The 23,898-nt window shown below is 32.0% G+C and carries 29 protein-coding genes and 2 pseudogenes; 7 read left to right on the top strand and 24 right to left on the bottom strand.

All coding sequences use genetic code 11. From position 1 onward, the window contains the following. The 9 genes from AAIB49_RS06265 to AAIB49_RS06225 form a co-directional block, all read right to left on the bottom strand. Entirely contained in the window at positions 1–138 is a 138-nt protein-coding gene (locus AAIB49_RS06265; RefSeq protein WP_343457529.1) for a hypothetical protein, read from the bottom strand. 230 nt (positions 139–368) lie between these two features. Continuing rightward, a complete protein-coding gene (locus tag AAIB49_RS06260; RefSeq protein WP_343457528.1) occupies positions 369–806 on the bottom strand; it encodes a hypothetical protein in 438 nt (145 codons plus the stop codon). 529 nt (positions 807–1,335) lie between these two features. Further along, complete coding sequence (locus AAIB49_RS06255) at positions 1,336–1,857, bottom strand: hypothetical protein (protein ID WP_343457527.1); 522 nt, start codon at positions 1,855–1,857, stop codon at positions 1,336–1,338. Between the two features lie 153 nt (positions 1,858–2,010). Further along, a complete protein-coding gene (locus AAIB49_RS06250; RefSeq protein WP_343457526.1) occupies positions 2,011–2,349 on the bottom strand; it encodes a hypothetical protein in 339 nt (112 codons plus the stop codon). A 39-nt stretch (positions 2,350–2,388) separates the two neighbouring features. Further along, positions 2,389–2,715, bottom strand: coding sequence for a hypothetical protein (locus AAIB49_RS06245; RefSeq protein ID WP_343457525.1), 327 nt, complete (start codon positions 2,713–2,715; stop codon positions 2,389–2,391). A 526-nt stretch (positions 2,716–3,241) separates the two neighbouring features. Continuing rightward, positions 3,242–3,478: a hypothetical protein gene (locus tag AAIB49_RS06240; protein WP_343457524.1), complete on the bottom strand. Its 237-nt coding sequence runs from the start codon at positions 3,476–3,478 to the stop codon at positions 3,242–3,244. 139 nt (positions 3,479–3,617) lie between these two features. Next, positions 3,618–4,517, bottom strand: coding sequence for a tyrosine-type recombinase/integrase (locus tag AAIB49_RS06235; RefSeq protein WP_343457523.1), 900 nt, complete (start codon positions 4,515–4,517; stop codon positions 3,618–3,620). A 178-nt stretch (positions 4,518–4,695) separates the two neighbouring features. Then, positions 4,696–5,154: a hypothetical protein gene (locus AAIB49_RS06230; protein WP_343457522.1), complete on the bottom strand. Its 459-nt coding sequence runs from the start codon at positions 5,152–5,154 to the stop codon at positions 4,696–4,698. 63 nt (positions 5,155–5,217) lie between these two features. After that, a complete protein-coding gene (locus AAIB49_RS06225; RefSeq protein ID WP_343457521.1) occupies positions 5,218–5,457 on the bottom strand; it encodes a hypothetical protein in 240 nt (79 codons plus the stop codon). Between the two features lie 494 nt (positions 5,458–5,951). Here AAIB49_RS06225 and AAIB49_RS06220 point away from each other — a divergent pair, with 494 nt between their 5' ends. Beyond that, positions 5,952–6,143, top strand: a complete 192-nt coding sequence (locus AAIB49_RS06220; protein WP_343457520.1) for a hypothetical protein — start codon at positions 5,952–5,954, stop codon at positions 6,141–6,143. A 193-nt stretch (positions 6,144–6,336) separates the two neighbouring features. Here AAIB49_RS06220 and AAIB49_RS06215 read toward each other — a convergent pair whose 3' ends face one another. From AAIB49_RS06215 to AAIB49_RS06195, 5 genes are all read right to left on the bottom strand, one after another. Further along, complete coding sequence (locus tag AAIB49_RS06215; protein ID WP_343457519.1) at positions 6,337–6,798, bottom strand: GNAT family N-acetyltransferase; 462 nt, start codon at positions 6,796–6,798, stop codon at positions 6,337–6,339. A gap of 96 nt (positions 6,799–6,894) precedes the next feature. After that, on the bottom strand, positions 6,895–7,416 hold the full coding sequence (locus AAIB49_RS06210; RefSeq protein ID WP_343457518.1) for a GNAT family N-acetyltransferase: 522 nt from the start codon (positions 7,414–7,416) through the stop codon (positions 6,895–6,897). 147 nt (positions 7,417–7,563) lie between these two features. Continuing rightward, entirely contained in the window at positions 7,564–8,106 is a 543-nt protein-coding gene (locus tag AAIB49_RS06205) for a nucleoside/nucleotide kinase family protein (RefSeq protein WP_343457517.1), read from the bottom strand. A 140-nt stretch (positions 8,107–8,246) separates the two neighbouring features. Continuing rightward, positions 8,247–9,437, bottom strand: coding sequence for a hypothetical protein (locus AAIB49_RS06200; RefSeq protein ID WP_343457516.1), 1,191 nt, complete (start codon positions 9,435–9,437; stop codon positions 8,247–8,249). Between the two features lie 382 nt (positions 9,438–9,819). Beyond that, positions 9,820–10,158, bottom strand: coding sequence for a hypothetical protein (locus AAIB49_RS06195; protein WP_343457515.1), 339 nt, complete (start codon positions 10,156–10,158; stop codon positions 9,820–9,822). Positions 10,159–10,350: 192 nt separating this feature from the next. Here AAIB49_RS06195 and AAIB49_RS06190 point away from each other — a divergent pair, with 192 nt between their 5' ends. Beyond that, positions 10,351–10,779, top strand: a complete 429-nt coding sequence (locus AAIB49_RS06190) for a hypothetical protein (RefSeq protein ID WP_343457514.1) — start codon at positions 10,351–10,353, stop codon at positions 10,777–10,779. Between the two features lie 71 nt (positions 10,780–10,850). Here the strand turns inward: AAIB49_RS06190 and AAIB49_RS06185 are convergent, their stop codons facing one another. From AAIB49_RS06185 to AAIB49_RS06160, 6 genes are all read right to left on the bottom strand, one after another. Then, positions 10,851–12,134, bottom strand: a complete 1,284-nt coding sequence (locus AAIB49_RS06185; RefSeq protein ID WP_343457513.1) for a hypothetical protein — start codon at positions 12,132–12,134, stop codon at positions 10,851–10,853. Between the two features lie 26 nt (positions 12,135–12,160). Continuing rightward, positions 12,161–13,864 (bottom strand): AAA family ATPase, encoded by a 1,704-nt coding sequence (locus AAIB49_RS06180; protein WP_343457512.1) that lies wholly within the window; start codon positions 13,862–13,864, stop codon positions 12,161–12,163. Between the two features lie 192 nt (positions 13,865–14,056). Next, a complete protein-coding gene (locus AAIB49_RS06175; RefSeq protein WP_343457511.1) occupies positions 14,057–14,419 on the bottom strand; it encodes a hypothetical protein in 363 nt (120 codons plus the stop codon). A gap of 331 nt (positions 14,420–14,750) precedes the next feature. Then, complete coding sequence (locus tag AAIB49_RS06170; RefSeq protein WP_343457510.1) at positions 14,751–15,845, bottom strand: DNA cytosine methyltransferase; 1,095 nt, start codon at positions 15,843–15,845, stop codon at positions 14,751–14,753. A gap of 89 nt (positions 15,846–15,934) precedes the next feature. After that, a complete protein-coding gene (locus tag AAIB49_RS06165; protein ID WP_343457509.1) occupies positions 15,935–16,717 on the bottom strand; it encodes a hypothetical protein in 783 nt (260 codons plus the stop codon). A gap of 11 nt (positions 16,718–16,728) precedes the next feature. Then, a complete protein-coding gene (locus AAIB49_RS06160; RefSeq protein WP_343457508.1) occupies positions 16,729–17,874 on the bottom strand; it encodes a phospholipase D-like domain-containing protein in 1,146 nt (381 codons plus the stop codon). A 145-nt stretch (positions 17,875–18,019) separates the two neighbouring features. On the opposite strand from AAIB49_RS06160, the gene AAIB49_RS06155 reads away from it, so the two are divergent. From AAIB49_RS06155 to AAIB49_RS06145, 3 genes and pseudogenes are all read left to right on the top strand, one after another. Then, positions 18,020–19,624 carry a recombinase family protein gene (locus tag AAIB49_RS06155; protein WP_343457507.1) on the top strand — a complete coding sequence of 535 codons (1,605 nt, stop codon included), beginning with the start codon at positions 18,020–18,022 and terminating at the stop codon, positions 19,622–19,624. A gap of 25 nt (positions 19,625–19,649) precedes the next feature. Continuing rightward, positions 19,650–19,991, top strand: a pseudogene (locus tag AAIB49_RS06150) (type II toxin-antitoxin system PemK/MazF family toxin); the annotation flags it as partial. 63 nt (positions 19,992–20,054) lie between these two features. Next, positions 20,055–20,537, top strand: coding sequence for an ATP-binding protein (locus AAIB49_RS06145; RefSeq protein ID WP_343457563.1), 483 nt, complete (start codon positions 20,055–20,057; stop codon positions 20,535–20,537). A gap of 54 nt (positions 20,538–20,591) precedes the next feature. On the opposite strand, the pseudogene AAIB49_RS06140 reads toward AAIB49_RS06145, so the two are convergent. Together AAIB49_RS06140 and AAIB49_RS06135 are read right to left on the bottom strand one after the other, a co-directional pair. Further along, a pseudogene (locus AAIB49_RS06140) lies at positions 20,592–21,053 on the bottom strand (P-loop NTPase family protein); the annotation flags it as partial. 15 nt (positions 21,054–21,068) lie between these two features. Further along, positions 21,069–21,602: a hypothetical protein gene (locus AAIB49_RS06135; RefSeq protein WP_343457506.1), complete on the bottom strand. Its 534-nt coding sequence runs from the start codon at positions 21,600–21,602 to the stop codon at positions 21,069–21,071. A gap of 194 nt (positions 21,603–21,796) precedes the next feature. On the opposite strand from AAIB49_RS06135, the gene AAIB49_RS06130 reads away from it, so the two are divergent. Together AAIB49_RS06130 and AAIB49_RS06125 are read left to right on the top strand one after the other, a co-directional pair. Then, positions 21,797–22,144: a YhjD family protein gene (locus AAIB49_RS06130; RefSeq protein WP_343457505.1), complete on the top strand. Its 348-nt coding sequence runs from the start codon at positions 21,797–21,799 to the stop codon at positions 22,142–22,144. A 28-nt stretch (positions 22,145–22,172) separates the two neighbouring features. Beyond that, complete coding sequence (locus AAIB49_RS06125) at positions 22,173–22,406, top strand: hypothetical protein (protein WP_343457504.1); 234 nt, start codon at positions 22,173–22,175, stop codon at positions 22,404–22,406. A gap of 41 nt (positions 22,407–22,447) precedes the next feature. Here AAIB49_RS06125 and AAIB49_RS06120 read toward each other — a convergent pair whose 3' ends face one another. Next, a complete protein-coding gene (locus AAIB49_RS06120; RefSeq protein ID WP_343457503.1) occupies positions 22,448–23,371 on the bottom strand; it encodes an N-acetylmuramoyl-L-alanine amidase family protein in 924 nt (307 codons plus the stop codon). Positions 23,372–23,373: 2 nt separating this feature from the next. Further along, positions 23,374–23,766 (bottom strand): phage holin family protein, encoded by a 393-nt coding sequence (locus AAIB49_RS06115; RefSeq protein WP_343457502.1) that lies wholly within the window; start codon positions 23,764–23,766, stop codon positions 23,374–23,376. Positions 23,767–23,898 lie beyond the last annotated feature (132 nt).

Here is a 23,898-nt window from a genome sequence, read left to right as displayed (position 1 = left end):
TTATAACATTCCTCCCCACTTATCCTGTATTTCCTTCTCGGATTTCCTACTAGATAGAAGGAATGTACCCACTATCATCTCCTTTAAAAGTTCTATGAATAAACCTTTCTCCGATCTAGTAACTATTAGACCTTTCATAATATTACCTCCTAAATATATACTTGAGAATTTGTTATCCTCAGATTTTTTTACCCTCAAGATTTAGGAGCCCTACTTATATTAAAGATGTATATAAATCAAAGAAATCTTAAACTATTAATCATTAATAGTAAGATTATTCCGGTATATTTATTCTACTGAATCCAATAGAGAATATATAATCAGTCCACTAATAATGTATAGTGGTACATGACCACTATACATTATTATTAAAAAGGTAGTTCACTCAAATCTTCGACCACGAAACTTCTCATAGAGTCCAGCATCTTATCCAATCCCTCCATCTTACTAGTATCAATTTCCTCTCTTGCAATAATAAGTGGTATTCCCAAATCTATTAGACCTTTGACGCATCTAATGAATCGATCTAACTCTTCAAAATTCGATACTTGGTCCACTAAAATTGCTTCAATCAGATTATCATTTAATAACTTTGCGAAGTTACTACCATTTCCGATAATATTATTGTTCAACTCATTAATATTTTCCATTATCTCTTTCTCACCTATAAAATCGTTAGGACTAGAGGGATATTTTGAAATTTCTACCACCTCAAACCCTTTAATACGAGCAAGTTCTTCTGCATAATATTTAACAAATGAAATGTTTACAAAGCCGACCTTTTTATAATTAAACTCCATACTCAATTGAAATTCCTCCCATATCTTATTTTTTTGTCACAATTACTTTTTCAACAAAGCACATTATTTAAAGCCATTAAAAAAGTCCCCTCCTTTTTATTACAAATAAAAAAGAACAAATAACCTTATACAAATACTCAATTAGTATTGAATGCTTATTAAAAGCACACTCAATCAACAAAGAACTTAAAGTATGCTTTATAAAAGCCATACTTGTCCTTGTCCTGTTTATTGTGTATATTTGTATAATTTTATTTGCTCTTCCGAAAGGTAATAAGAAGAAAGAGACTTAAGTATATTAGTTATATAAATTTAATTTGTAAAACTATAATATATATTGCTTATAATATATATTATAGGATAATTGAATATTTGTAAAGGACCTACCTTATTTTTTTTGGGGGAAGACCTCTAGAAAGCCTTCCCAGTATATTAAAGTATATTAGATATATTATATCTAATATTATATAACGTTCAAATAAATAAATATAGTAATCATGGAAAAGAATCCGTCTACAACACTAATTTGTAATCACTAATTTAGACTTAAATGTAAAAATCCCACTAAATATGACAATATAATACCGATCAATAATAACCTACCAATCCATGGACTATAATCATCGCTATATTTCTTTCCTTTATTACTTTTTGCCCAGATATATCCCCTAATCACGCAATACCAAAAATAGCCCCCACTCCAAAGACATAAAACAAAATATAAATTAGGAAAAAAACTATTGATTGGTAGTTCTAAAACCAAAAGTAGCAGCGTATATAATACTACTTTTCCACAAAAAATCTTTATTATAAAATTTATTGGTAGACCACTTTCTATTTTCTCTTTTTTATTATGATATTTTACTAGTAAGAGACTATTAAAAACTAGTCCACCAGAAACCAATCCCACAAAAGTAGCAAGGAAGTAATCAATAATGGAAACTTTGTAATATGTCCACATTGCAGGTAAACAAATAATAGAGAACATGAAAAAATAGCAAAATATAATTCCTAATAAGGCTATTTTATGCCAGTATTTTTCTACTATAAATCCCAACTTTATATCCTCCATTCCATAGTCATTTATAAACAATAGTAATAAATTAAAAAATTTATGTTATGAGTTTTTTGGTGTTCATATCTTCCAATATGCGACATCCATTTCTAGAAGTCCTAATATAAACCATCAGAATCCATCATCTAAGAAGTATTATTTTGCTCCTCTTCGCATTGCTACTTTAATCAAAGTAAGTGCCTGATATTCAGACAAACTTTCTATTTTCTGATATATTGTTTCCATTGTGTTTTTCTTTAACTTTTTTGTTTGCCACAAATTAATTAATCCGTGAAATAATCTTTCCTTGAAGGAATATGCTTCAGGAGATTTTCTGATACCCTCCAACCATACTTCCCTAATAAGGGGTAATCCACAATCTACAAACATTGCTGAAACTTGATCTTCTGTTTTCTTAACTTTTTCATCCATTGATTTAAGTCTTTTATTAATATAAACTTCTTCTTTATCTGTTAAAGATAACTGATACTCCATTAATATTGCTCCTTTCTACATGCTGTTATTTTAATGTTTCTATATAATATTAGTAAGATAACCTAAAGGTATGTCTACATCGCTGTGGATATCCTGCTTTATAATACTATACTCAAGACCATATGCTTTACAGATATTAGAAAATCTCTTAAACTCTCCCCAACTTCCTAATTCTTCGTAATCATACATTAGGACTCTATCTATTACCTTTGGATCTATAAACTTAAGATGTAATTCCAATAAATCAACATTTACTAAAAGGTACATTTGTAGTTTCTTATGGAAAAAGTCTGCATGTATTTGTAAACTTTTTTCAATGTCCGTGTATCTTTCCCCATTAAATGTAATGCCAAAGTAAATTCCCAAAACTATTCCTCCTAAATGTGTTTGATGACAACTATAGCGCGAATCTAATCATCCACAAGTGTTTTGTTTAAAAAATAATTAGTATGCTTTTTCCAGAAAAGAGTAGCAAAGTAATATTTTCCGGTTTTCAGGGATTTAAGGCTAAAACAAGCAATTTTAGGCATTTACAATTAAATGTCGGGAAATATCTAATTAATTCTATTTAAATCTTTTTTTTCGTATACACTTATTTTATTTATTGCTATATAGCATTTTTTTCATCTAAGAAAGTTTATTAATTTCATCTAACTAATTTTAAGTGAATTTTTAGTAGTTTTTCGTATGAAACTTTTATACATTAGTATTTATAAATAATCAGAAATAATGATTAACAAACAATATAATAAAAACCAACAATTATATATATAAACAATGATTATAATCAATATAATCATTATCGTTGATTAGGTTTTAGAGAAAATGATTATATTTGTTGTATCTTTAGCAACAAAAAATGTCCCCGAATAGACAGGAACATTTAAAAATTCTATTTTTCTTTCACTAAAAGGTCTACCACACCTAAGATGTCATCTAATGCATCCTCCTCTGTTTTGAATCTATTTCCATATATTAGTTCAAATGATTCATGCACTTCGTCCTTAAATATTTGTGCAAAGACAGTGTAAAACCATAACTGTTCCTTCTCTTCTCCTGTAAGAATAGCAATACGGTATACACTATCATCAACATATATATCTTTATTCATAATATAATCATAACCCATAATAAATCCCTCCTTTTCTATATAATTATAGGAAAGGAGGGAAAATCCTTTTGTATATGCAAGTCACATAATAAAAATTATATACCCTTCTAATGTGGTTTGTAATTTATCAGTACAATATATTAAATTGCTATAATCGTTAAAATTCAGTTTTCTTTAATGCACTTTGTAACTCCTGAATGGAAGGTGTAACATAAATTCTTGTAGTATCAACACTGCTATGTCCAGCAAGTTCCGCAATAGATTGAATATCAACACCATGCTGCGCTAACTGTTTGCAGTATGTATGCCGAAGCGAGTGAGGCGTAATCTCTATACCTAGTTGACTACTATACTTTTTGAAAATATGCTGTATGGCTCTTGTACTTATATGATTGTTTTTACTACTTACTAACAAATACTCCGATTCTTGATTACGTTCCCTTAACCAGTTAACTATTGCTTCCTTAGTATTTTCGGTCAACGGTATGATTCTGTGTTTATCCCCCTTACCGTTAACCTTGATAATGCTCCTCCGCAGATCCACATCAGAAATTCTAGCATTACACATTTCATGCACACGAAGACCTAAATTTACTGCTAAATAAACTATCGTCTGATGAAGCAAACCTTTTTTATAATTTTGTTGCTTAGTCAATTCAATAGCATGCAGTAACTTACCAACTTCTTTTCTCGTTAGCCAACGTATGTTATTCTGTCTTTGAACCTTTTTGATTTTAATGTTAGTTGCAAGATTAATATTTGTTGAACCAATAGTTACTAGAAATTCAGACCATTTCATTAAAGATATTAATCTCCTATTTATTGTAGAGGGGGCAATTGTGGAGTCAGACTTGAGTTGACGTTCATAATCCTTTAAATCCGTCGAGGTAAGAATAGAAATTAAATGAGGCGGTTCATATCTTTGATGAACCCACTTGAAAAAATAGTTTAGATCCTGACTGTAACTTTTAATTGTGTTTAAACTTTTGTCATTCTCAAGAAGATAAATTTTAAATCTCTCAATTGATTGTGAAATTGTGGCTGGAGCCGTGTTCATAATGATAATCCTCCCTGCTATGTTATACGACGAAATTAGTATTTCCTTTATTGGTGTTATGCGACAAGAAAACCAATGATTGTTAGGTGGTATTGTCGTATAAACCATATTATGTGACAACACTAATTTGATCGTATTATAACGCGTTAATGAACTTTTGACAGCCTATTTAATTTCATTATTCACAACAACATTCATCCTCAAACTTATCTATTTTTTGTTGTAAACTCCCATCAATATCTAATATATGACAATCTTTGCGACCACATTCCCAGCATGTAAATAAAGGCTTTCTAAATCTAAACATAATTTCCATACTTTCCAGAGAGAGTAGGCTTGTTCTTACCCTCTTTACATTAAGATACTTATTAGATTTCCAGACGGTGAATGTAAATCCATCCATATAACTTTGGAAGTAAACGGCAAGGTAATCCCCATTAATGTTTTTATATATTTCAATGTATGGGTTTTTTGTACCGTAAAATGATAAAAATGTTTCTCTTTCAATTTGCTTCCAGTTTTCGGAAATGTTTATACTATCATCAACAATAACATTTTTATAAAAGACACCTAAGTTTTCATGAACTTTTATAATATAAGAATTTAGTTTTTCATCTTTAGTAATTACTTCTACCATTTAATCCCCCCCCTTCACCATTCCTCCTTGAAGTTTATTTGCTTTTTAATATACTATTTTTATTTAAGAAATAATTTTCTTCACATAAGAAAGTGCACTGTCCGCATAATATTCATATTCATACTGATTTTTGGCAGTACCAACACAAGTCATTGCACCTATAATTTTGTCATTTTCTTCATCCGATAAATTATGTTGTTGTTTGGTAGCCCAAAGGTAATACATAGTCATTTTTTTCTTGTTAATTAAATCCAGTTGCTCATTTAGTTCAAAGTTTAGTTGTTCATAAACATTTTCTTTCACTCTAATCTCCTCCTTTATTTATTCCTTACTGAAAGTATAACTTAAAAGTTAAAAGACGAGAAAAGTATGTTATAACATAATTGTAAAATACCATAGTTTTTTTAAAAATTTAACAAAAAGACAAATGTCTAAAGACTATTAAAGCCTTTAGACATTTTTTTCTTGTTAATTCATGTTAAAAAAACCTATCTTAGGATCAATTAACAATGTTCTATCTAGAAAAAGATTACCAAGTTCACAAGAAGTTTCAGGAAGATAGGAACAACTATGGCATGCAGCAGGTTATTTCCCATCATCATTACAAAGTCTATATTTGTCCAAGAATTGTTAAAACTCAATTTTGGCATGGGAAAACACACCTAAAATTCAATTTTGTCCTAGAGAAAATTGAATTTTGATGGTGTAAATACGCTCCAAAATTCAATTTTAGCCTTTTGTCAAAAACAATCAAACTTGCTAATCTATATGCAAATAACGATAAAGGAGGATATATTATGACTGAGATATTACATTGTTCTATTTGTAGAAATCCAGTAGACTTTTACGACAAAGTACACTTAGATTTCCTCAATACTATTACTCATCAATACTGCGAAACAAAAATGGAGATTAAAGATTTTGGTACCTTCATAGAAATAATCAATAAGTATCCATTCTTTAAAAAATCCTTCGTTACACCTAATTAAGAGTGGAATCTACAGTGTAAGTAGTTCAGATAACTTGGAGAAGAAGTAAAATATCATGTTAAATTCAATACCAACAAACTTCGACACTAACACTCTTAGTAACATACAAAACGCTTGGAGAAATCCGGGCGTTTTCTAATTTCTTTTATTTTTGTCGTTCACCTAAAGCACCCGTTAGCACAATAAATAAATCTTACTCTTGACTCGTTTTCCTAAACCCGAAAAAGCCACGAAAACCCAAACCTTCATAATATGAACGAGATGAACTATTTGCAAGTAATTCAATTCTTGTGTTCGGATATAAATTATGTAAAAAGCGAATAATTTCTTTACCTAATCCCAAACCTCTATGCTTTTTATCAATTAGCAATTCACAAATATATAGGCTTACACATTTGTCAGTTAGTCCTCTAACATAGCCAACTACCCCTTCTCCTTTTGATTCAACAACATAGGCTACATTTGAATTTCTCCACGCTTCCTTGGTATCCAAATTATTCTCGACTAAATTTGTCCAACCTTCTTCTTTGTTTAAATCTTGTATCTTATTAAAGTCTTTATCTTCATATGGTCTTATATACGCTTTTGGATTTTCTTTCAACCTATTCCCATAATACATCTCCTTCCGTGAAAATATTCTTAACTTCTTACCCAACAATCCTGCCCCTTTAATCAAATAAGATGCCATCGTGACGAACTGCTTGTTGTGTTAAAGCACCCGTTACTTCAAGAAAGAACAACTGCGAATCTTTTACCCTTCACTTTGTTTCTGTTTTGTAAAATAGAGGTTTAAGTCGTCATCTACCAAAACTTGACTTCCTGGAGAAACAGGCTGTTCTTTATACATGACACCTCTCCCGTCTGGGATATAACCCCTCTTCGCATAAATGCGTTGGGCACTTCCATAACTATCATACAAACCAACACCAATTCCGACTATTCCAAAGTCCTTTAAAGCAATCTCTTCTATCGCATCCATTAAGGCACTTCCAATCCCTTTCTCTCTTAATATAGGGATGACGTTAAAATCGTTGACTTCTGGAATTCCATTTTCTAAAAAAAATGGATAGTATGATTTAAAAAGAAGATGTAAACTCCCGGCAAATTGTTCTTTGTAAAACGCGAGTAATGTTATTCTTTCACCTGTTTCATTTTGCTTCCAGCATTCTGATATGTACTCCAATGATTTACCAATATTGTTCTCGGCGAAAACTCGATATACGGTGTCTATATCTTTACTTGTCATCCGTCGAACCTCTATTTGATTATACAAATTCAATTCCTCCAATAACTCTCCGTTTGCACAACAACTTCATAGTTAAATATTAACATAATATTCAAAACATATATTATGAAAATAAGAACCATCAAATTTGATGATCCCTTATTGAACTATTGCACTCGTTACTTGAATAACGAATCATTTTATGTTCACTATATTTTTAATAATAATGTTTACAATCTCGGATAAAGGTAACTTCCCATCTACAATGAGATCAGAATTTGGTTTTGTCGTTTTTAACATATCAAGAAAACCCTTTCTTCCTCTATCTATGTAGTTTTCCAAATCTAGTAAAAGATTCTCAACTGTACCATCTTTATAATCTCTAATTATTCTTCTTGCCATTGCAACATCAAGTGGTGAATCAACGAATACTGAAAAATCTATAAGTTCTCTAGTTTTACTATGTAGGTAGGAAAATGGAAAATCTAAAATTATGTAATCTAAAGGTTCGATAAGTAATCTTCTAATATCCCTAATAAGTGGTGTTAAGTCCCATTCATCAGGATTACTACCATTTTCAATCCATCCAACAAAGTCATCTGGACCATCAAAATCGTATTCATCAAAAAATAGTGCTTTAGAATTATGTAACTTCCCTTTTAATTCAGAAGTTACCGTTGTTTTGCCCCCACCTGAAACCGCTGCAATCGCAATCACAATTGGTAAATCTCTTTCCATAAACTCCCTCCAGTAACTCAAAATTTTTAACCTAAACTATCCCTTTTTAGTTAAAAAAACCGCCTCTAGTGACGATCTCTTGTTGTATTAAAGCACCCAATAGTTTAAGTACAATATTTCACAATATCAATACATTATAGTCAAAAATTTATATAGTAATTTCCATCAACTTCATAAAAATCCCCTTGTACTTCTCCAAGCCCCTGAATAAGGATAATATCATTTCGAATGACTGGTTTTTGATCTAAAACAATATGTAATCTATTTATTGTATTGATTTTGTCATTATAATGAACAATAACAGGTTGGTTAATATGGTATTCTCTTTTGTTTATTGAAACAGTAATAAAATTTTTATGTAATTGCTTATTAGCATCTACAATGACATTCATAGGATCGAATGCTTTACGATTTATATCACCTGAAATATAAAGGTGATGACCATTTTCATGTTCAAATTGATGGAAAATTTCATCCCTCTTTTCATTTATTCCATTAATAATGGAAATGGTCTCCTTACTAATTTTAATATTATCTATATTATTAAATTCCCATTCAACTTTTTCTTTTAACGTATCGTATAATAATATTTTAGAACCAAAAAACGTCTCTTTCCAATTTGCAAAAAGTTCATCTAACAATAAACAGATAAATAAACCAGAACTATAGCAACTTTTTCTAAGGTGATAGGTTGATTCTCGATTATCTTTTAAATCCTTGCTATATTTATTTAATACTTCCTCGTATGATTTGTTGCTATATTGAATATAAGCATGTAATTCCACATAGAATGCTGGTCCTTCTACTGTTTCGACAGAGAGTTCGTAATCCAAATATCTATCTATGTAAACTCGTCTATTCTCTCTTAAATTAATAAAACTCATTAAGTTCTTGACTTTTTCTTCTTTAACAGAAGATATGACTGCGTTGTAAAGAAAATCTCTTTCTCTATTACGCATTTCCACATTTTCCTTTAATAATGGATAGTTCATTCCTAACACTTCATTAGGAAACCTTGTTTCTCCTTGAAGATGTTGAAAACCGTGAAATAGTTCATGAATAATTATTGAGTAGATACTTTCCATATCTTTATAGTTATCCAAATTTACTATAGCAGTAGGATAGTCTTCATATAATATAATCGTATCTGCTCCATTGAATTGCTCATTCCATTCCAAATAGTAGGATTTATTTTGGGATGAAAAATTGGGATGATTATACAAATAAGCCCCTTCTTTATCATATAATGCAAAAGCGACTAATTTAAAGTTTGGCCAATATAAATTTACTTCTTGTTTTATTTTCTCATAGAGATAATCTAAATTTAACATCACAACACCTCATTACATAAATTTCATTTTCCATGATTTAATTATAATTCTTCTTAAATAATCCTGCCCGTTAGTGTAAGAACGATCTTTCACAATCTCTATATCTATATTTTACCATAAAAATTTATGTATCTCTTATAAACCTTTAATTAGCATAGGTTTTGACCTCGTTTTTAGCACACATTTGACTTGCTAACAATAACTGTTGTCCGCTTGTTAAAACCCATGCTAAAAACGTTGCTATTTCAATGTTAAATCATAATAACGCTTGTCATTACAATAAAAAGAAACAAGCGAATTACTATGTGAATTCGCTTGTTAAAAGACTTGTGATTTTACATTTTCTACTTTATAACCGAACTATTTAGATTAACCTTGTCTTTTAATACTTATGAAGCGGATTAAGTCTTTCAATTTTTTCTATACATGCTACAACTTCTTGTCTTTCAAGAATGTATTCGCTTAATATCACTTTTAAATTAGATTTAAGAATTTCGAAAGTTGGATAAGAAATGTTTAATAGTAAATTCTCAAAAAAGTTTTCCCCACGAACTAAACGGCTGTCGAATATATAAATAAAATACTTGTATTGATTGACACCCTCGTATTCCATCCAGTTGACCCTTTTAAAACGTGTAATTATAAACAAATAATTATTAAACTGATATTCTTCGATATCATTTTCTTTATATCCCTTTCCTGAGTTATTCATGTTTGGCATAATTAATCTCCTCCATTATCTTTAGTTACAACTTCACAATCAGACTCTTAGATATGGAGAAGTTAATACCTTTAAAACTTTATGTTTTACGCTTATCCTACGCAGCATGAGTTTTCTTCTCAACTTATGAATCCGGCTGCACATAATTAAGGTATACTGAATTTAAATAATATAATGAAAGAAGGGATTATATTGGCTGATACTACAGGCTCGTCAAGTGTGAACAAAAGAGTTCTTGTTGAAAATTTAGGGCTACAGCAACTCTCTAACACTACTATATTTAAGAAAGGTAATTATTTTGTACTATCTCCTTCTGTACAAAATAATTATAGGTGGTTTGATTTACGAAAAAAGAATTTAAATCGTTACAATAGAGAGGTCTATAAAGGGTATTTGCTTATTAGATATCTAGATACATTTCTTTTAACAAATCTGAATAACTTTGCGGATAGAATGTTACCTTTAGACAAATATGTAATAACAAAGAGTATAGGAATACATTGGAAGTTTAATATTGAGCGTATAGATGGTAAATACTTAATTGTTAATCGGCAAAACAAGGATTTAACTTATGAGATAGAAGAAGTATCAGTAGAGGAACTACAAAAGACATTAATATAACCCATCTCATATCTTAATATAATTCAAATAAAAAAGAGTTGAATTTATGGTTCAACTCTTTTAGTTTGTGACTAAATATCCACTTTTAGTTCTTCATTCAAAATGTAATCAAATAGATTATCGAGATTTTTCCATGAGGAAATATGAATTTCATTATCATCAAATGAATCCAAATCTTTTATATTTGACCAACCTACCAATACTCCACTTAAATTATTTTCATTACCCTTCACACTTTCAAAATCCTTTAGATAACCAAATAATTTATAGGCTCCATCAACAAGATATCCCCTCTTGTTTGACCTTTTAACTTCAATAATGTAATAACTCTTCTTTGTACGATTTGTTACCTCAACAACTATATCCGGCCTTCTAAACCTATCACTTAGTCCATACTTATTCATCAACGGCCCATATCTACTCTCTTTTTCAAACTCCTTAGGTATGGACTGATAGTACACTTTTAACTTCTTAGTACCTAATTTAAAATGACTAATAATAGATGAACTACCACCAATAAGACCAATATTCTTTTCAATCCAGCCATTTCTTCTTGTAGCACTAAAAAACTTAAACAATACAGCAATTTCATATAATGTATCCTTGTTAAGTGGCTCTAAGGTCTTTATATTAAGTACTTCTTCAAGGTAATTTATAGGCTTATTTAAAATTAAGTAATACATCCTTCCAATATTCGCTAATCTTGTATACATTTGTCCGCGTGTTTTTTCTGTCTCCATAATAACTTTAAATGACAAATCATACATTTCGCCAATCTCTCTTATAAAGGGGTTTTTTAGTAATTTATTTGCCTTAAGACCAAATTCAGTGACTGTATCAACCCATTTATCACTAAACCTATTTAAATCAATATTTGTTTCACTTATATCATTTCCTGATAAGGATTTACTAATAGATACAATTCTTTTTAAAAGAAAAAGTAATAATCTGTTTTCAGGCAAGTCAAATAATGATGACCTTTGACTACAAACAAATATTGATTGATCTCCACCAGATGCATACCTTTCAGTTAGTGTCTTACCCCAATTCACCTTTCCCCTAATATTTCCTCGAAGAACTTTATACTCCCTTAATGAAACCTTTGATAATCTGTTTAAAATCGAAGGCGCAATCTCCTCTACAAACTCTCTAACTTCATCGGATAACAAAAAGTAAATTTCGCATAATAATTGTAAATTCTTTTTTGATACACCTGTTAAATTAACAAATATATCTTCAGCAGGAGCAACAGAGGCATTCTTTTGTACAAACCTCCATAGTTCATTATTAGTTTTCTTTAGAATATACCTGTGATCCTGTTCAGTCCAACTGTCATTTCTACCATGTAGGGACATAATTATGAACCCCTTTTATAATATTATTACTCTTCTGAGTCATCGTCATTTTCATCTTCTGTAATAGTTTCATTTTCTTCTACGATTTCTTGCTCTATATCTCTGTCTGCACTCCTAAATAAATTGTTAGGGATATCAAAGAAACTACTGATAAAGCCTTTAAGCATTTCTCTTTCTTTAGCCGATAGAAGCGGTCCTATATTCTTATATAAATTAAGTATTTCATTATAATCTAACCCCTCATATTGAGGTATTACTGTTCCACAAATTGCCTCAATTCTACCAGTGTTATTTGTAATATTTATATAATCAATTAGTTCTAATACAATGGCAGGTCCCAATGGTTTCGGCGTAAATTCAACCAGTTTATGAACAAACTCTTTATTCTCTTGTGTAAGTCCTGTATTTCCATTTATTAAATTTGAGTAAAATGACAAATCCGGGATAGCAATTTCTATAAATGCAAACCTCCTCATAAAAGCATATGAAAAAGCAAAAAGACTATTTTTATCAAAGGAATTCATAGTACCAATAACTCGCCAATTCCTTCCAATATAGTAAGTACTAGATGAATCATCATAATATGAGTTATTACCATTGTAATGACTAATTCTGATTGGTTGTCCATTCCTTTCAAACTGCAATTCCACATCTTTTCCAGACAATACTGTAAATAGTTGGCCAAATGCCTTATCGATATCTGCACGGTTAAGTTCATCAATAATAATCCATTTATTCTGTCTTATACTTTTTAAAACTATTCCCTCATGGAACTTTAATTTACCTGCTTCATCAGGATCTGGCATATAACCGCCAATTGTATCAAAAGTACTCCAGTCATCCGTTGCTGTACTTAGTATAAAGCCGTCAATATATTGAGTTCTCACACCTTCTTCCGCCGCTCTTTCAGCAATGGTTGTCTTACCTGTCCCCGGTGGTCCTGTTAAAATAATATTTTTTCTGATATTTATATAATTTTTCAGATATTCCAATGAATTTTTTTCCATTTCAAAAGAACCTTTTATATTTTCTATGCTAGGTTCATACATATCATTATTTTTAGTTGGCGATTCACCTTGATTCTGTTCTTCCTCTTCTTCAACTTGACGACGCCTATCTTCAAATGACTGCTTTTTTTCGATTAAATATGTCATTTCATCCTTTACATTTATCATAAATCTTTCACCAAAGATAGAAGTTAGTTCTACTTCTAAGTCTGGATATTTATCTAATATTGCTCTTACTAACCCAACTGTTTGTGGACCGTATATTGCACTTAAAGCCTGATTAGGCTCCCCTTTTGTCATTGGCGATATTCCCGGTAAATTGTATGTAGTTATGTATGGAACCAAATCATCCTTTTTGATATTGCTTTCAAGCAATATATCGACATTAATCTGTAATTTAAAATTTCTTCCTTGGTACCCAATCTCATAAGGTGCTCTTGCCACATGGCCGATAGCAATTAAACCTGTTTCCCATGTAACTTCTGGTCTTCCCCTATCACCACCAAATACAATAAAAATAATTTGGTTAACTTCCAGTTCATCCCTGAATCTATTTAACTGTAGTATTTCTACTGGATTATCAAGTTCCGATATCGAATCAACAGTTGTTGGATTACCGGTTTTAATACTATAAAATACTAGTTCATTAAGTTCGTCTTCAGATAACGGTACATCCTCCAACCCTACCTTTGCAGTTTCATTTGAATTTATGTTTTCTGTCATTTCCAATCCCCCTAATCTAATATCTTTTATCCTTACGCGTCTTATTAAATTTTATCAAAGCATTCTAATAAAACATAGGACCTTTTTAGACCTAATAAAAAATAAAGACATTTAGGAAAGGAGATTGCGTTGAAATTAAAAATAGAAGCCTTTTAATTGGGCTTCTATTTCATTTCGATAATTCAATTATTATTAATTATTTACCTTGTACCTTTGATTATCAATTATATGATTTATATATCTAAGTTCTTCTAAATTACAGTAATACTTATGCCCATCTTTGAGAGTAATCTGTACTGGATATCGTTCTACGGTCTTATCTACTTTAACTTCAATAGAATCGTACACTCCAGAACGAACAATGTTACAAATATCTTCTACATAAAAATTGCTTAGCACCATTATCAAGTCTCTCTTGCTCATTAAGAACTCTTCTATAACACCATCATCATAAAGTGTTAGTAAAGCAGAATTTCCTGTCATATAAATAATAGTTGCCTTTGTAGCACCATTGTAAAAATCATTAATTTCAACTAATTCCTCTACCCTTAACAATGATTCCACCCCCCTCTACCGTTTACTTCTACAATAAAGCGGTTATTACTTCATTTTAACAATTAGTTTTCTATATAAACTGAATAATGTTTGATTTAAGAGGGAACAGAATAACCCAGAATATTTGGGAAGTATTAAATTAGCCCTAAATTATTATAATCAATCTATACGTCCAGTAGAAAAGAAACGTTGGAATGATTAATACTCATGAATGGCCTAATAGCCGCTCTTTTATATAAACACCTTAACCATTATATAACTCGCAGTAGAAACGTGATTTAGGATTAATTTTTAGCCAATTTCTAAACAAAAAGAGACCCATAAGCGGGTCTCAAGCAGTTATCACTTCGTTATTTCTCGTATATACGGAATGTAGAGCCACTAACATATTTGTTGCTAAACGTTTTATAACAGGAACACTTACTGCGTTTCCTGCTTGTTTGTATACATGAGAATTAGCCATACCTTCTACAATCCTGTAGTCATCATCTACTGGGAATCCCTGAAATCTTAATGCCTCTTTTGGTGTTAATTTACGGAATCCCCAATCGTCAATTATTAAAGGAACATTATGACCTCCGGTGCCCATGTTGGCAGTTAATGTGGGACATACATTGCTCTGGTTCTCCCGTACATATACCCTTCTAATTTGATAAACAGTGTCCCTTTTTCGCATTGTTTCCTGCAACATTGGGTAGTACTGAGAATCTTGAGTATAGTAGAAGTTATCATCTTGTTTCTCATGACGATCTAAAATATCATCAATTGTTTTAGTTAATGGAATTTTATCAGGCCATGTGAAGTTCTCTAAAGCCTTTTCTTCCCTAAAACCCACAATGAAAATTCTCTCCCTGTTTTGTGGGATATTTCCATATTCCATCGTATTAAAAACTCTACTATCAAAATAATAACCACTTTCCCGTAACATTTCCTCGATAACTTTAAAAGTATTTCCCTTGTCATGACCTTTTAAGTTCTTAACATTCTCCAAAAAGATTGCCTTAGGTTTCTTTACACGAATGAAGCGGATTACATCAAAGAAAAGGGTTCCTCTAGGGTCAATGGCATCCGTGTAACCCCCACATTCTGGACAAACGGCACCGTTGATATATTCCTCGTAAGTCACACTATGCTCATGTTCACATACATGACATTTATATTTCATACCGTGCCTATTGCCTGCTACTGAGAACGCAACACAAGGCCATCCAGCCGTTAATATATCCGTATCAGGCATATCATTGCCATCTAAATTTCTAATATCATCTTCTATTAATGTATGGTTAAAGTTTTCACGATAAGTGATACAGGCATTTTTATCTATTTCATTCGCCCAAATAACATCTGCTCCTGCCTGTTCAAATCCTTTATCAATTCCACCTACTCCCGCAAAAAGCGAAGCGACAGTAAAAGTACTTTCATTCATAAGTTATACCTCCAAACAGAAACTAGTGTTCCTATTAATTGTGCATACTTAATTGTACCATGAATCGATAATTTTGGCTGCCCCTAAGTTTAATTTCCTAAAAGTTTTTGTCTAAACCAATCAATTTTAATCATATCGCCTGATTGTATGTAGTAGTTATCAGCATCTAATTCTGTGTATGTATTATTTAAATAATTCCCCTTTACTACTGTTTTCGAATCATTAATAACTTGTCTAATAAAATCTATAGGGATATATGATAAGTCAAATTCATAACTAAAATCAGATAATTCTTTTTCCAACAATTCAGGTTGTATGGTTGCTTCTTTCAATAAATCTCTTTTTCTTAACCTGCTTTCTACATCGTATTTTACTCTTACAAATAAAAAATGGTTATAATCAGATTTCCCTTTATTTAAATTAGGGATATATTGTGCATTGTTATTCCAGTCCCCAGTTTCCAATAATAAAAGGTTACCAAAACTCTTTGTAGTTTTTACACCTATTTTTTGAGAGTTATATTCAAAGTCATAATCATCCCACTCATTTTCCCCGGCAATAGTTATATCAGGAAATGGCATAAATATTCCAAACGACTTAAAATACTGATAGACAGCAAATTCCCCCAGTTTTCCTAAGAAAGTATTAGAAAACACTTCTACATTACTTCTTTCGTGGCCACCACCAGTTCTATTCCTTCGATGATGTCCTTCATCTGAAAATGCCATTCCATAAGCAAAGGCAAAACTTAAAATTACGTATTCATATTTTACCGTACCTATTTTTTTAAAATAGTAGGGCTTAGTAAATTTGTAAATTGTTTTTCCATATAGGGTTTCTTGACGTAAATCGTTAAACTGATACCTACTCACACTAACATCTCCTATTCTTTATATTCATCCTCGAAATCAGCATAAGACCCTTTGGACGCAAAATTGATTTTAAATCGATAGTCATCATTTTTTGTGATTAACACTGAATCAATACCAACTCGGTCTAAATCATGATAAGTTACTAATTGCCCCGGCGGAATCTCTAAAATAGTTCTTAGAATCCAATGTCCAAGTTCTTTATTTGGCTTACTCATGAACCCTTTCCCACCTTGTTGGCACACCTTAGCAGGTATTTCCCTTCCATCAGGCAATATAAGAGTAAATGATTCTTTATGATCCGTTTCTATATCATAAGGAAAGAATCCTTCAAACTGTTTGTGTATCCATCTTGGAATCGGAATATATACTTCATCTTCATGTCTAACCCGCCCTCCTGCATTCCATTGGTTCAAGCCACTCTTTTCTTCAACTTGACCACTTCTTGCAGAGTATAATGGAAGAAATACTTGTTCGTACTTGTCTTCTTGTTCGTGTACCATATAGTATTGTTTACTTTCATCGGATAGTAGGAACTCAAAGGGATTATCCAAAATTTCTACAGCAAATGATGCAATAGGATTATCACAGAAAAATTGTTTATACAATGTAGATTTTGCTATGTAAAATTTGTAATTTGCATGTTGGTCACTGAAGAATATATTTTTATCAGTAGTTTTCTTTTTATCTAGTTTCAATGTATCGAAATCTATATAGTGCATTTCTTCTTCGTAAAGTTCAAATTTACCATTCTTTCGTGTAACAAGATGATACAATTTCTTCGTTGTTCCATGTGCCCTTTCTGTAGCGGCTATCCGGTTGTTTCTAAGTTCCGCAATCTTTTCCATAGTACCTATTTCATCTAAATGCCTAAACTTTTCTATATCCTTATTGAATTCGGCTACTTTCTCAAACTTTTTTCCATTACCATGAACAAATGTCTTTAACCCAATACCTACATCACCTTTAAAAGCATCAAAAGAAACATCACCACGTGCAAGGTTATTAGCATTTAATCCCTTGCAGAAAATGTTTTCAGCGGCTCTATAATACAAATATGGTGTTTTGCTCTCACTAAATAGATTTGAGAGAGACCCTACAACTTGAAGAAGTTTTATATAATGCTCTTGTTCTGCTTTCGTTTGCTTATCAAAAAACATCCTATCACCCCTAAACTAATTTAATAGTATCAAAGAATTGTCGAAAACTTAAGGACCAAAATAATAATCTTTAGTATGCGTAACACATATATTTTTAGTAGTATTTAATATAGATAGATAACTACTAAAGGAGGAAATAACAAAGGTGCTTCCAGAAACGGTTGAATATATTTATGGATATATTAGAAGAAGTAGACAAGATGCTGAAAGGGAAAAACGGGTAGACCAAGACACTTTAGCAGAACAAAGAACATTAATAGAAGGATTACTAGAAAAAGACTATAAGAGATTCGATTGGGATATGTACGAAGAAATAGGTTCCGGCGGAGACGAAATTAATAGCCGTCCTGTTTTCTCATCTATCATCGAGGAAATAAAATCCAAGGAACCGAGATCATGTGCTATATGCGTAAAAGAGATTTCCCGTCTAGGACGTGGGGATTACTCTCAAATGGGTATTGTTTTTGACTTACTTTTAGAAAAGCACTTATACATTATTACTCCGGGTAAAGTATATGACCCATATGATAGCCATGACCAAAAGGTTATTAAATTTAATATGTTTATGGCTAACATGGAATATGACATGATAAAAGAAAGAATGGTAGAGGCGCGTGCTCACTATGCCTCACAAGGGCGCTGGATGACTGGAGGGGGTGGTATTCCTATGGGATATAAATTTGATAGTTATACTCAAAAATTGGTCCCTGACCCAGATACTGCACCTATAGTGCAACGCATCTTCCATCTTTACGTTAACGAGGACATTGGTTACAATGCAATTAGCACGCAACTCACCCGTGAGGGAATAAAAACGGCCACAGGGAAGGATTATTGGAAACCCATGGTCATTCGTAGGATGCTATTAAACAAAGCCTATATTGGAACAGTAGAATTCAGAAAATATAGGACATATAAGAAAAAGAAAATAAAACAAGAAGAAAAAGATTGGATAGTAGCGGAAAATGCCCATGAACCAATTATAGATAAAGACATCTTTGAAAAAGCGGGTCAAAAAATGGAAAAGAATAGGAGTAGTCCAAGAGTGAAATTAGAGTTCGAACCTACCCCACTTGCATCATTGATTGTCTGCTCTAGTTGTGGTAATAAAATGCAGAGACAGTATTCTACACAACACTATAAAAAGAAGAACGGTGAAGTGTCTGTTTATAAAAAGGAATTTATGATTTGTCTTGAATGTAAGGTATATATGAAGTATTGGGATATAGAATCTGAATTAATTAGAATTCTTGAAGAAGACTTTATTCAAGTTAATGAAGATAAATTAAAAGAAAAACTTCAGGAAATGGTTGATATAGAAAGATTACAACAAAGTAAGCAATTAGATCCAGAGGATAAAATAACTCTTTTAGAAAAGCAATTAGAAGATATAAATGGACAAATGAAAGAACTTAGAAGAATGCTAAGAAAAAAGAAAATATTAGATGACGAGTATGATGAAGATCGCGCGGATTTAATAAAACATAAAGAAGAAATAGAAAGACAAATTAAATTCCTCAAAAAGGAAACACAAGCAGAGCAAATTGAAGAACTAAATATAGATGTTATTCAAGCAGGCTTTAAAGATATCCTTGACCTATATAGAAATGGTGAATTATCTAAGGGAGAAAAAAATGAATTACTTCGTGGAATTTTTGACCATGTAGTTTTAGAGAAAACTGGAAAAGGCAAATTTAACCTACATGCATATATAAATCCATCAATTATATTGAATACTACTATACATTAAATATTATATTAGGGGATTGGGAATCGTGATTGTAAAAAGAGGAGAAATATATTTTGCTGATTTATCCGATGTTATTGGTAGTGAGCAGGGTGGCATAAGACCCGTTTTAATAATACAAAATGATATAGGAAATAGATTTGCACCTACTGTTATAGTAGCAACAATAACTTCTGCTATTAACAAAAAAAAGCAACCAACACATGTAGAACTAAGTGGAGAAGAGTACGGTTTTAAGAAAGATGTAGTTATCCTACTTGAACAAGTAAGAACAATAGACAAAACAAGATTATCGCATAAAGTAACCATCATTGATAATAAAAAAATGGATGAGGTCTCTAGAGCATATCAAATTGCTGGTGGAATTATCACAGATTTTCAAAATCAAGAAGTAGTAAATCAATACAAGTTTATCCTAGGAGAATCTGTTGAAATGATGGAGGATCATGAGTATGAATTTAAAGAAACAAGCCATAATCCCCCCCGTGAGATAATTAAAAAAAATGTTGCAGAAAATACGGTCTCATTCTTAAATTCGCATGGCGGAAGAATATTTTATGGTATTTCCAATGACAGAATAGTAAAAGGACTTGCCGCCACTCCAGAAGAAATAGATGATATTCAAAAATTAATACATGATAGGCTTAGAAAAATTGAACCTGCTGTTTCAGGTAACAGGTACACTATTAACTTTCATGAAGTGTACGATAAGAATTCCAATATAGTTAATGACGTATATATTTTAGAAATTGTTGTTCCAGTTCCTACTGTGTATGAGAGGCATAATATATATTTCTCAGACGGCAAGTATCTATATGTAAGACTAAAAGGAGCAAAACACAAATTAACTGGACCAGAGACCGTTTCTTTCATTCAAGATAAATTAACAAAAAAAGAATTAGACCACGAAATCTGATTTTCCGTGGTCTAATTAATTAATTTCAACATATTATTTTAGTAGTTATCAATTAACAATGAGTTCATCTGCTGAAATAAGTGCAAATCTTCCCGCCTTAAAGTTTCCTTCCTGTGTAAGCGATAGTAAATGCCACAAAAATTTCTCATCACATTTCAGCATTTCCTGAAACTCCATCATTCCACGGTTGGCTTTATTCAATTCGCCATCAAATCGATATGCCCTCGGATCCGATTCAGATCCATACTCGGCAATCGTTGAAAAATCAATACTTCCGGTTAAATCCGCAATATCCTGGGACTTCGGATCGGACGGACTGAAGGTTCCAATCCCAACACGCTTATCCTCTGATAAGAAGATGCGCTCTACCATGACATCCTCTACACGCCCACCATAGTCCTTTTCCAGTCGCATCGTATTAAGCGGTGACAGATTCCCTTCGATTCGAATGCCATATTCATGGAAAAAGTCCTCTCGCAAATGTTGGGGAATAAGATGCAAGGGGTCCCCATGTATTCGATAAGTAATCCATTAAATCCTCTTTAAATCATACATCCATTTCCCTTTTGTGGCTTTTTTTAATATGTATCTTCTTTCTTTTGAACGATTATTGTCTAACATAGATTTGCTATCTGTAATTATATTTTCCAACAAAGTAACATCTCTAAATGCATGTGTCAATATTAGTGAAGTAATAGAAGCTATTGTTAGTCCTGTTACATATGACAAAGTATCTATTCTTTTATAATCATTCTGTTTTAAGCGTAGACTCAATCTTTCCTTGGGGTCAGTTATTTTTAATCTCCTGGAATAGTTTTTTGCTTGAGCGATGTATATTAATCCTTCCTCGGGTGAATAATCCCTGATGAAATACATAGATACATGATCTAATACAAATAACGATCTAGCTCCTTTTACAACTAGTAACTCACATACATCCTTAATAGGCATTCTAGTTATATATGACAATCTCAATATACAGTCGTATAGTTCGAATGGAACAAATGGTTTTACATCATGTTTTTTATCACTACGAATCTTTCTTATTTCTCCTACCCTACTCATCTTTTATTCACTCTCCCTATGATTTTCCTTTGAACTCTGTCCTAGTGTCCTAGACTTATAGATATCTTTATGTGGGGAGGGGGAAGAGTATTCTTGGTAAAATAAATATTATTAGAGGATATTTGGGACTTTTGCAGAAATATTATATAAAGGTATTTTTATTAGGAACATTTGATTAAATGAGGGAGATTATTATGAATGATCTGGTTAAGAAATTTGTAGCCTACCCACTTGCAGTAACAGTGTTTAAACAAGATAAGGATAAGTTTAACGACTTTAAGCTAGGTAATCTTTATCTAGATATGCTGGACTCTGTCATCGAGCGTATGCAACGGGATTTCTTTCAGCTAAAAGCTGAATTACTATCCAAGCATCACATTGATGTGCAGCGTATCGAAGTTGGAAAATATAGAGTAAATGGTGAAATTGTTGAGTTTTCTCCGGAGGAACTTAAACAATTGACTAATCAGTTAATGAGTGATTATCTTTATGGGGATAAGGCTCAAGGATTTGAAAGAAAAGATAGGATATGGAAGAAATAATAGTAAAGGTTAAAAAGGGGGTGTAATCATGACTGGAAAAAGGGTTGATATTCAAAAACTTTATAGTAAAGAGTTAAATGACATAAAGTACATTCTAGATAACCTTGAAAAAGGAAACATCTACGAACGCACAGGAGCTACAATGCATGGATATCTAGCAACTAATGTTATTGAATTGAGAAAAAAACTCAATTTCTTACTTAATGAAATTCAATATGGAAAGACAACAAGTTTGGATGAGATGGATGACCTATTTAATTAATAAAAAGCCCTCCTGTTTTTACAAGAGGGCTTTTTCTATATCTACTCTACATCTTTTTTGTAAACCCAAGACATAATTTCTTTTAACAGAACACGATCAGCTTTAATTTGCTGTATCGTGTATTTTTTGCCTTTTACCCAATTAGGAATGTTTTCCCCTGTAGCGTATTTTTTAGCAGATTTTTTAACTTTAACCTTGGCATTTACTTTTAACGACGGCTTAGTTGCAGCCTTTTTACTGTTGCTAGGCAGTTTAAGTTTTTGACCAGGTACAATTAGATCACCACTTATTTTATTTAAACTCTTTAACACTGCAACAGTCGTATTGTATTTTTGAGATATGCCCCATAGCGTATCACCTTTTTTAACTACGTGTACACCACTTGTGCTTTCAACTTTACTCTTAGATTTCTTCTTCAAGCCAAAATGAGCAGCAAGAGCATCAGCTAGCGCCCTTCCAGCACGGTCTAATACGTTGCTATCTCTCAATTTGACAATATCGATAGTAGAATCCATAAACCCACCTTCAATTAGAATAGCTGGCATTTTAGATTCACGTAGCATATGGAAGTTTTCCGATTTAATACCGCGATCACGTAAGACCATTGCCCCTACAATTGCTGGATGAATTTTACTAGCTAATGCATAACCAGAAGATGAACCAGGATAATGATAGGTTTCCGTACCAGTCCAAGTACCCCATTGGCCTGTGTTAGCGTTGTGGTGATAAGATATCAAAATGTCTGCACTTTCACTGTTTGCCTTATTCGTTCGTTTAGTTAAAGATATATCCGTCTTGCCTGTAGGGTCATCTAAACGAATTACTGTTACATTGTCATACTCGTTTAGATATTTGGTAGCTGCAGTCACTACTTTACTGTTAAAAGACCACTCACGTTCACCATCCGGAGTTCTCTTCCCCGGTGTATTCATACCATGTCCTGCGTCTAATGCGACTTTTACCATAATTATTTATCCCCTTTCGAATTTAATGTATCTACTGCCTTTTTCAACACTGCCGGTATTGGTAAATTAGTTCGACCAACCGTTTCTAAAATTGATAGCAACTCATTTGCAATATAAAAGAAGATGACCGCATCTCGGATAAGATGGCCATCTCCTAGGATTGAATCTATAGCGTGTGCTACTGCTACGAGCACTAGAATTGTTACCTTTTTGGCGATACCTCGAAAACCTTTTTTACTGCTTAACTCTCCAAAACTCGCAGCTACTAGAACTGCTAAGATGTAATCAATTGCAATAAATAATACAAGTGTTTGAATCAAGACTGACCATCCTCCCCATAAAAAAGAGGCTAGTCCGCCCCCCACTCCTACGATGATTTTAATAAAGTTTTCCAATTGTTTTCCTCCTGTTTTTAGACATAAAAAATAACGCCCTATTCAGCGTTTTGTAATTGCTCCAATTCGAATTGAAGCCTTCTTATTTCTTTTTCCCTTTCGGTGAGTTCAGGTTCAATTATTTCCTCTCCC

The sequence above is a fragment of the Ornithinibacillus proteolyticus genome (assembly GCF_039581225.1).
GTDB lineage: Bacteria > Bacillota > Bacilli > Bacillales > Amphibacillaceae > Ornithinibacillus > Ornithinibacillus massiliensis.
The sequence above is the reverse complement of the archived record's forward strand: the minus strand, read 5'-3'. Positions and strand labels throughout refer to the sequence as shown.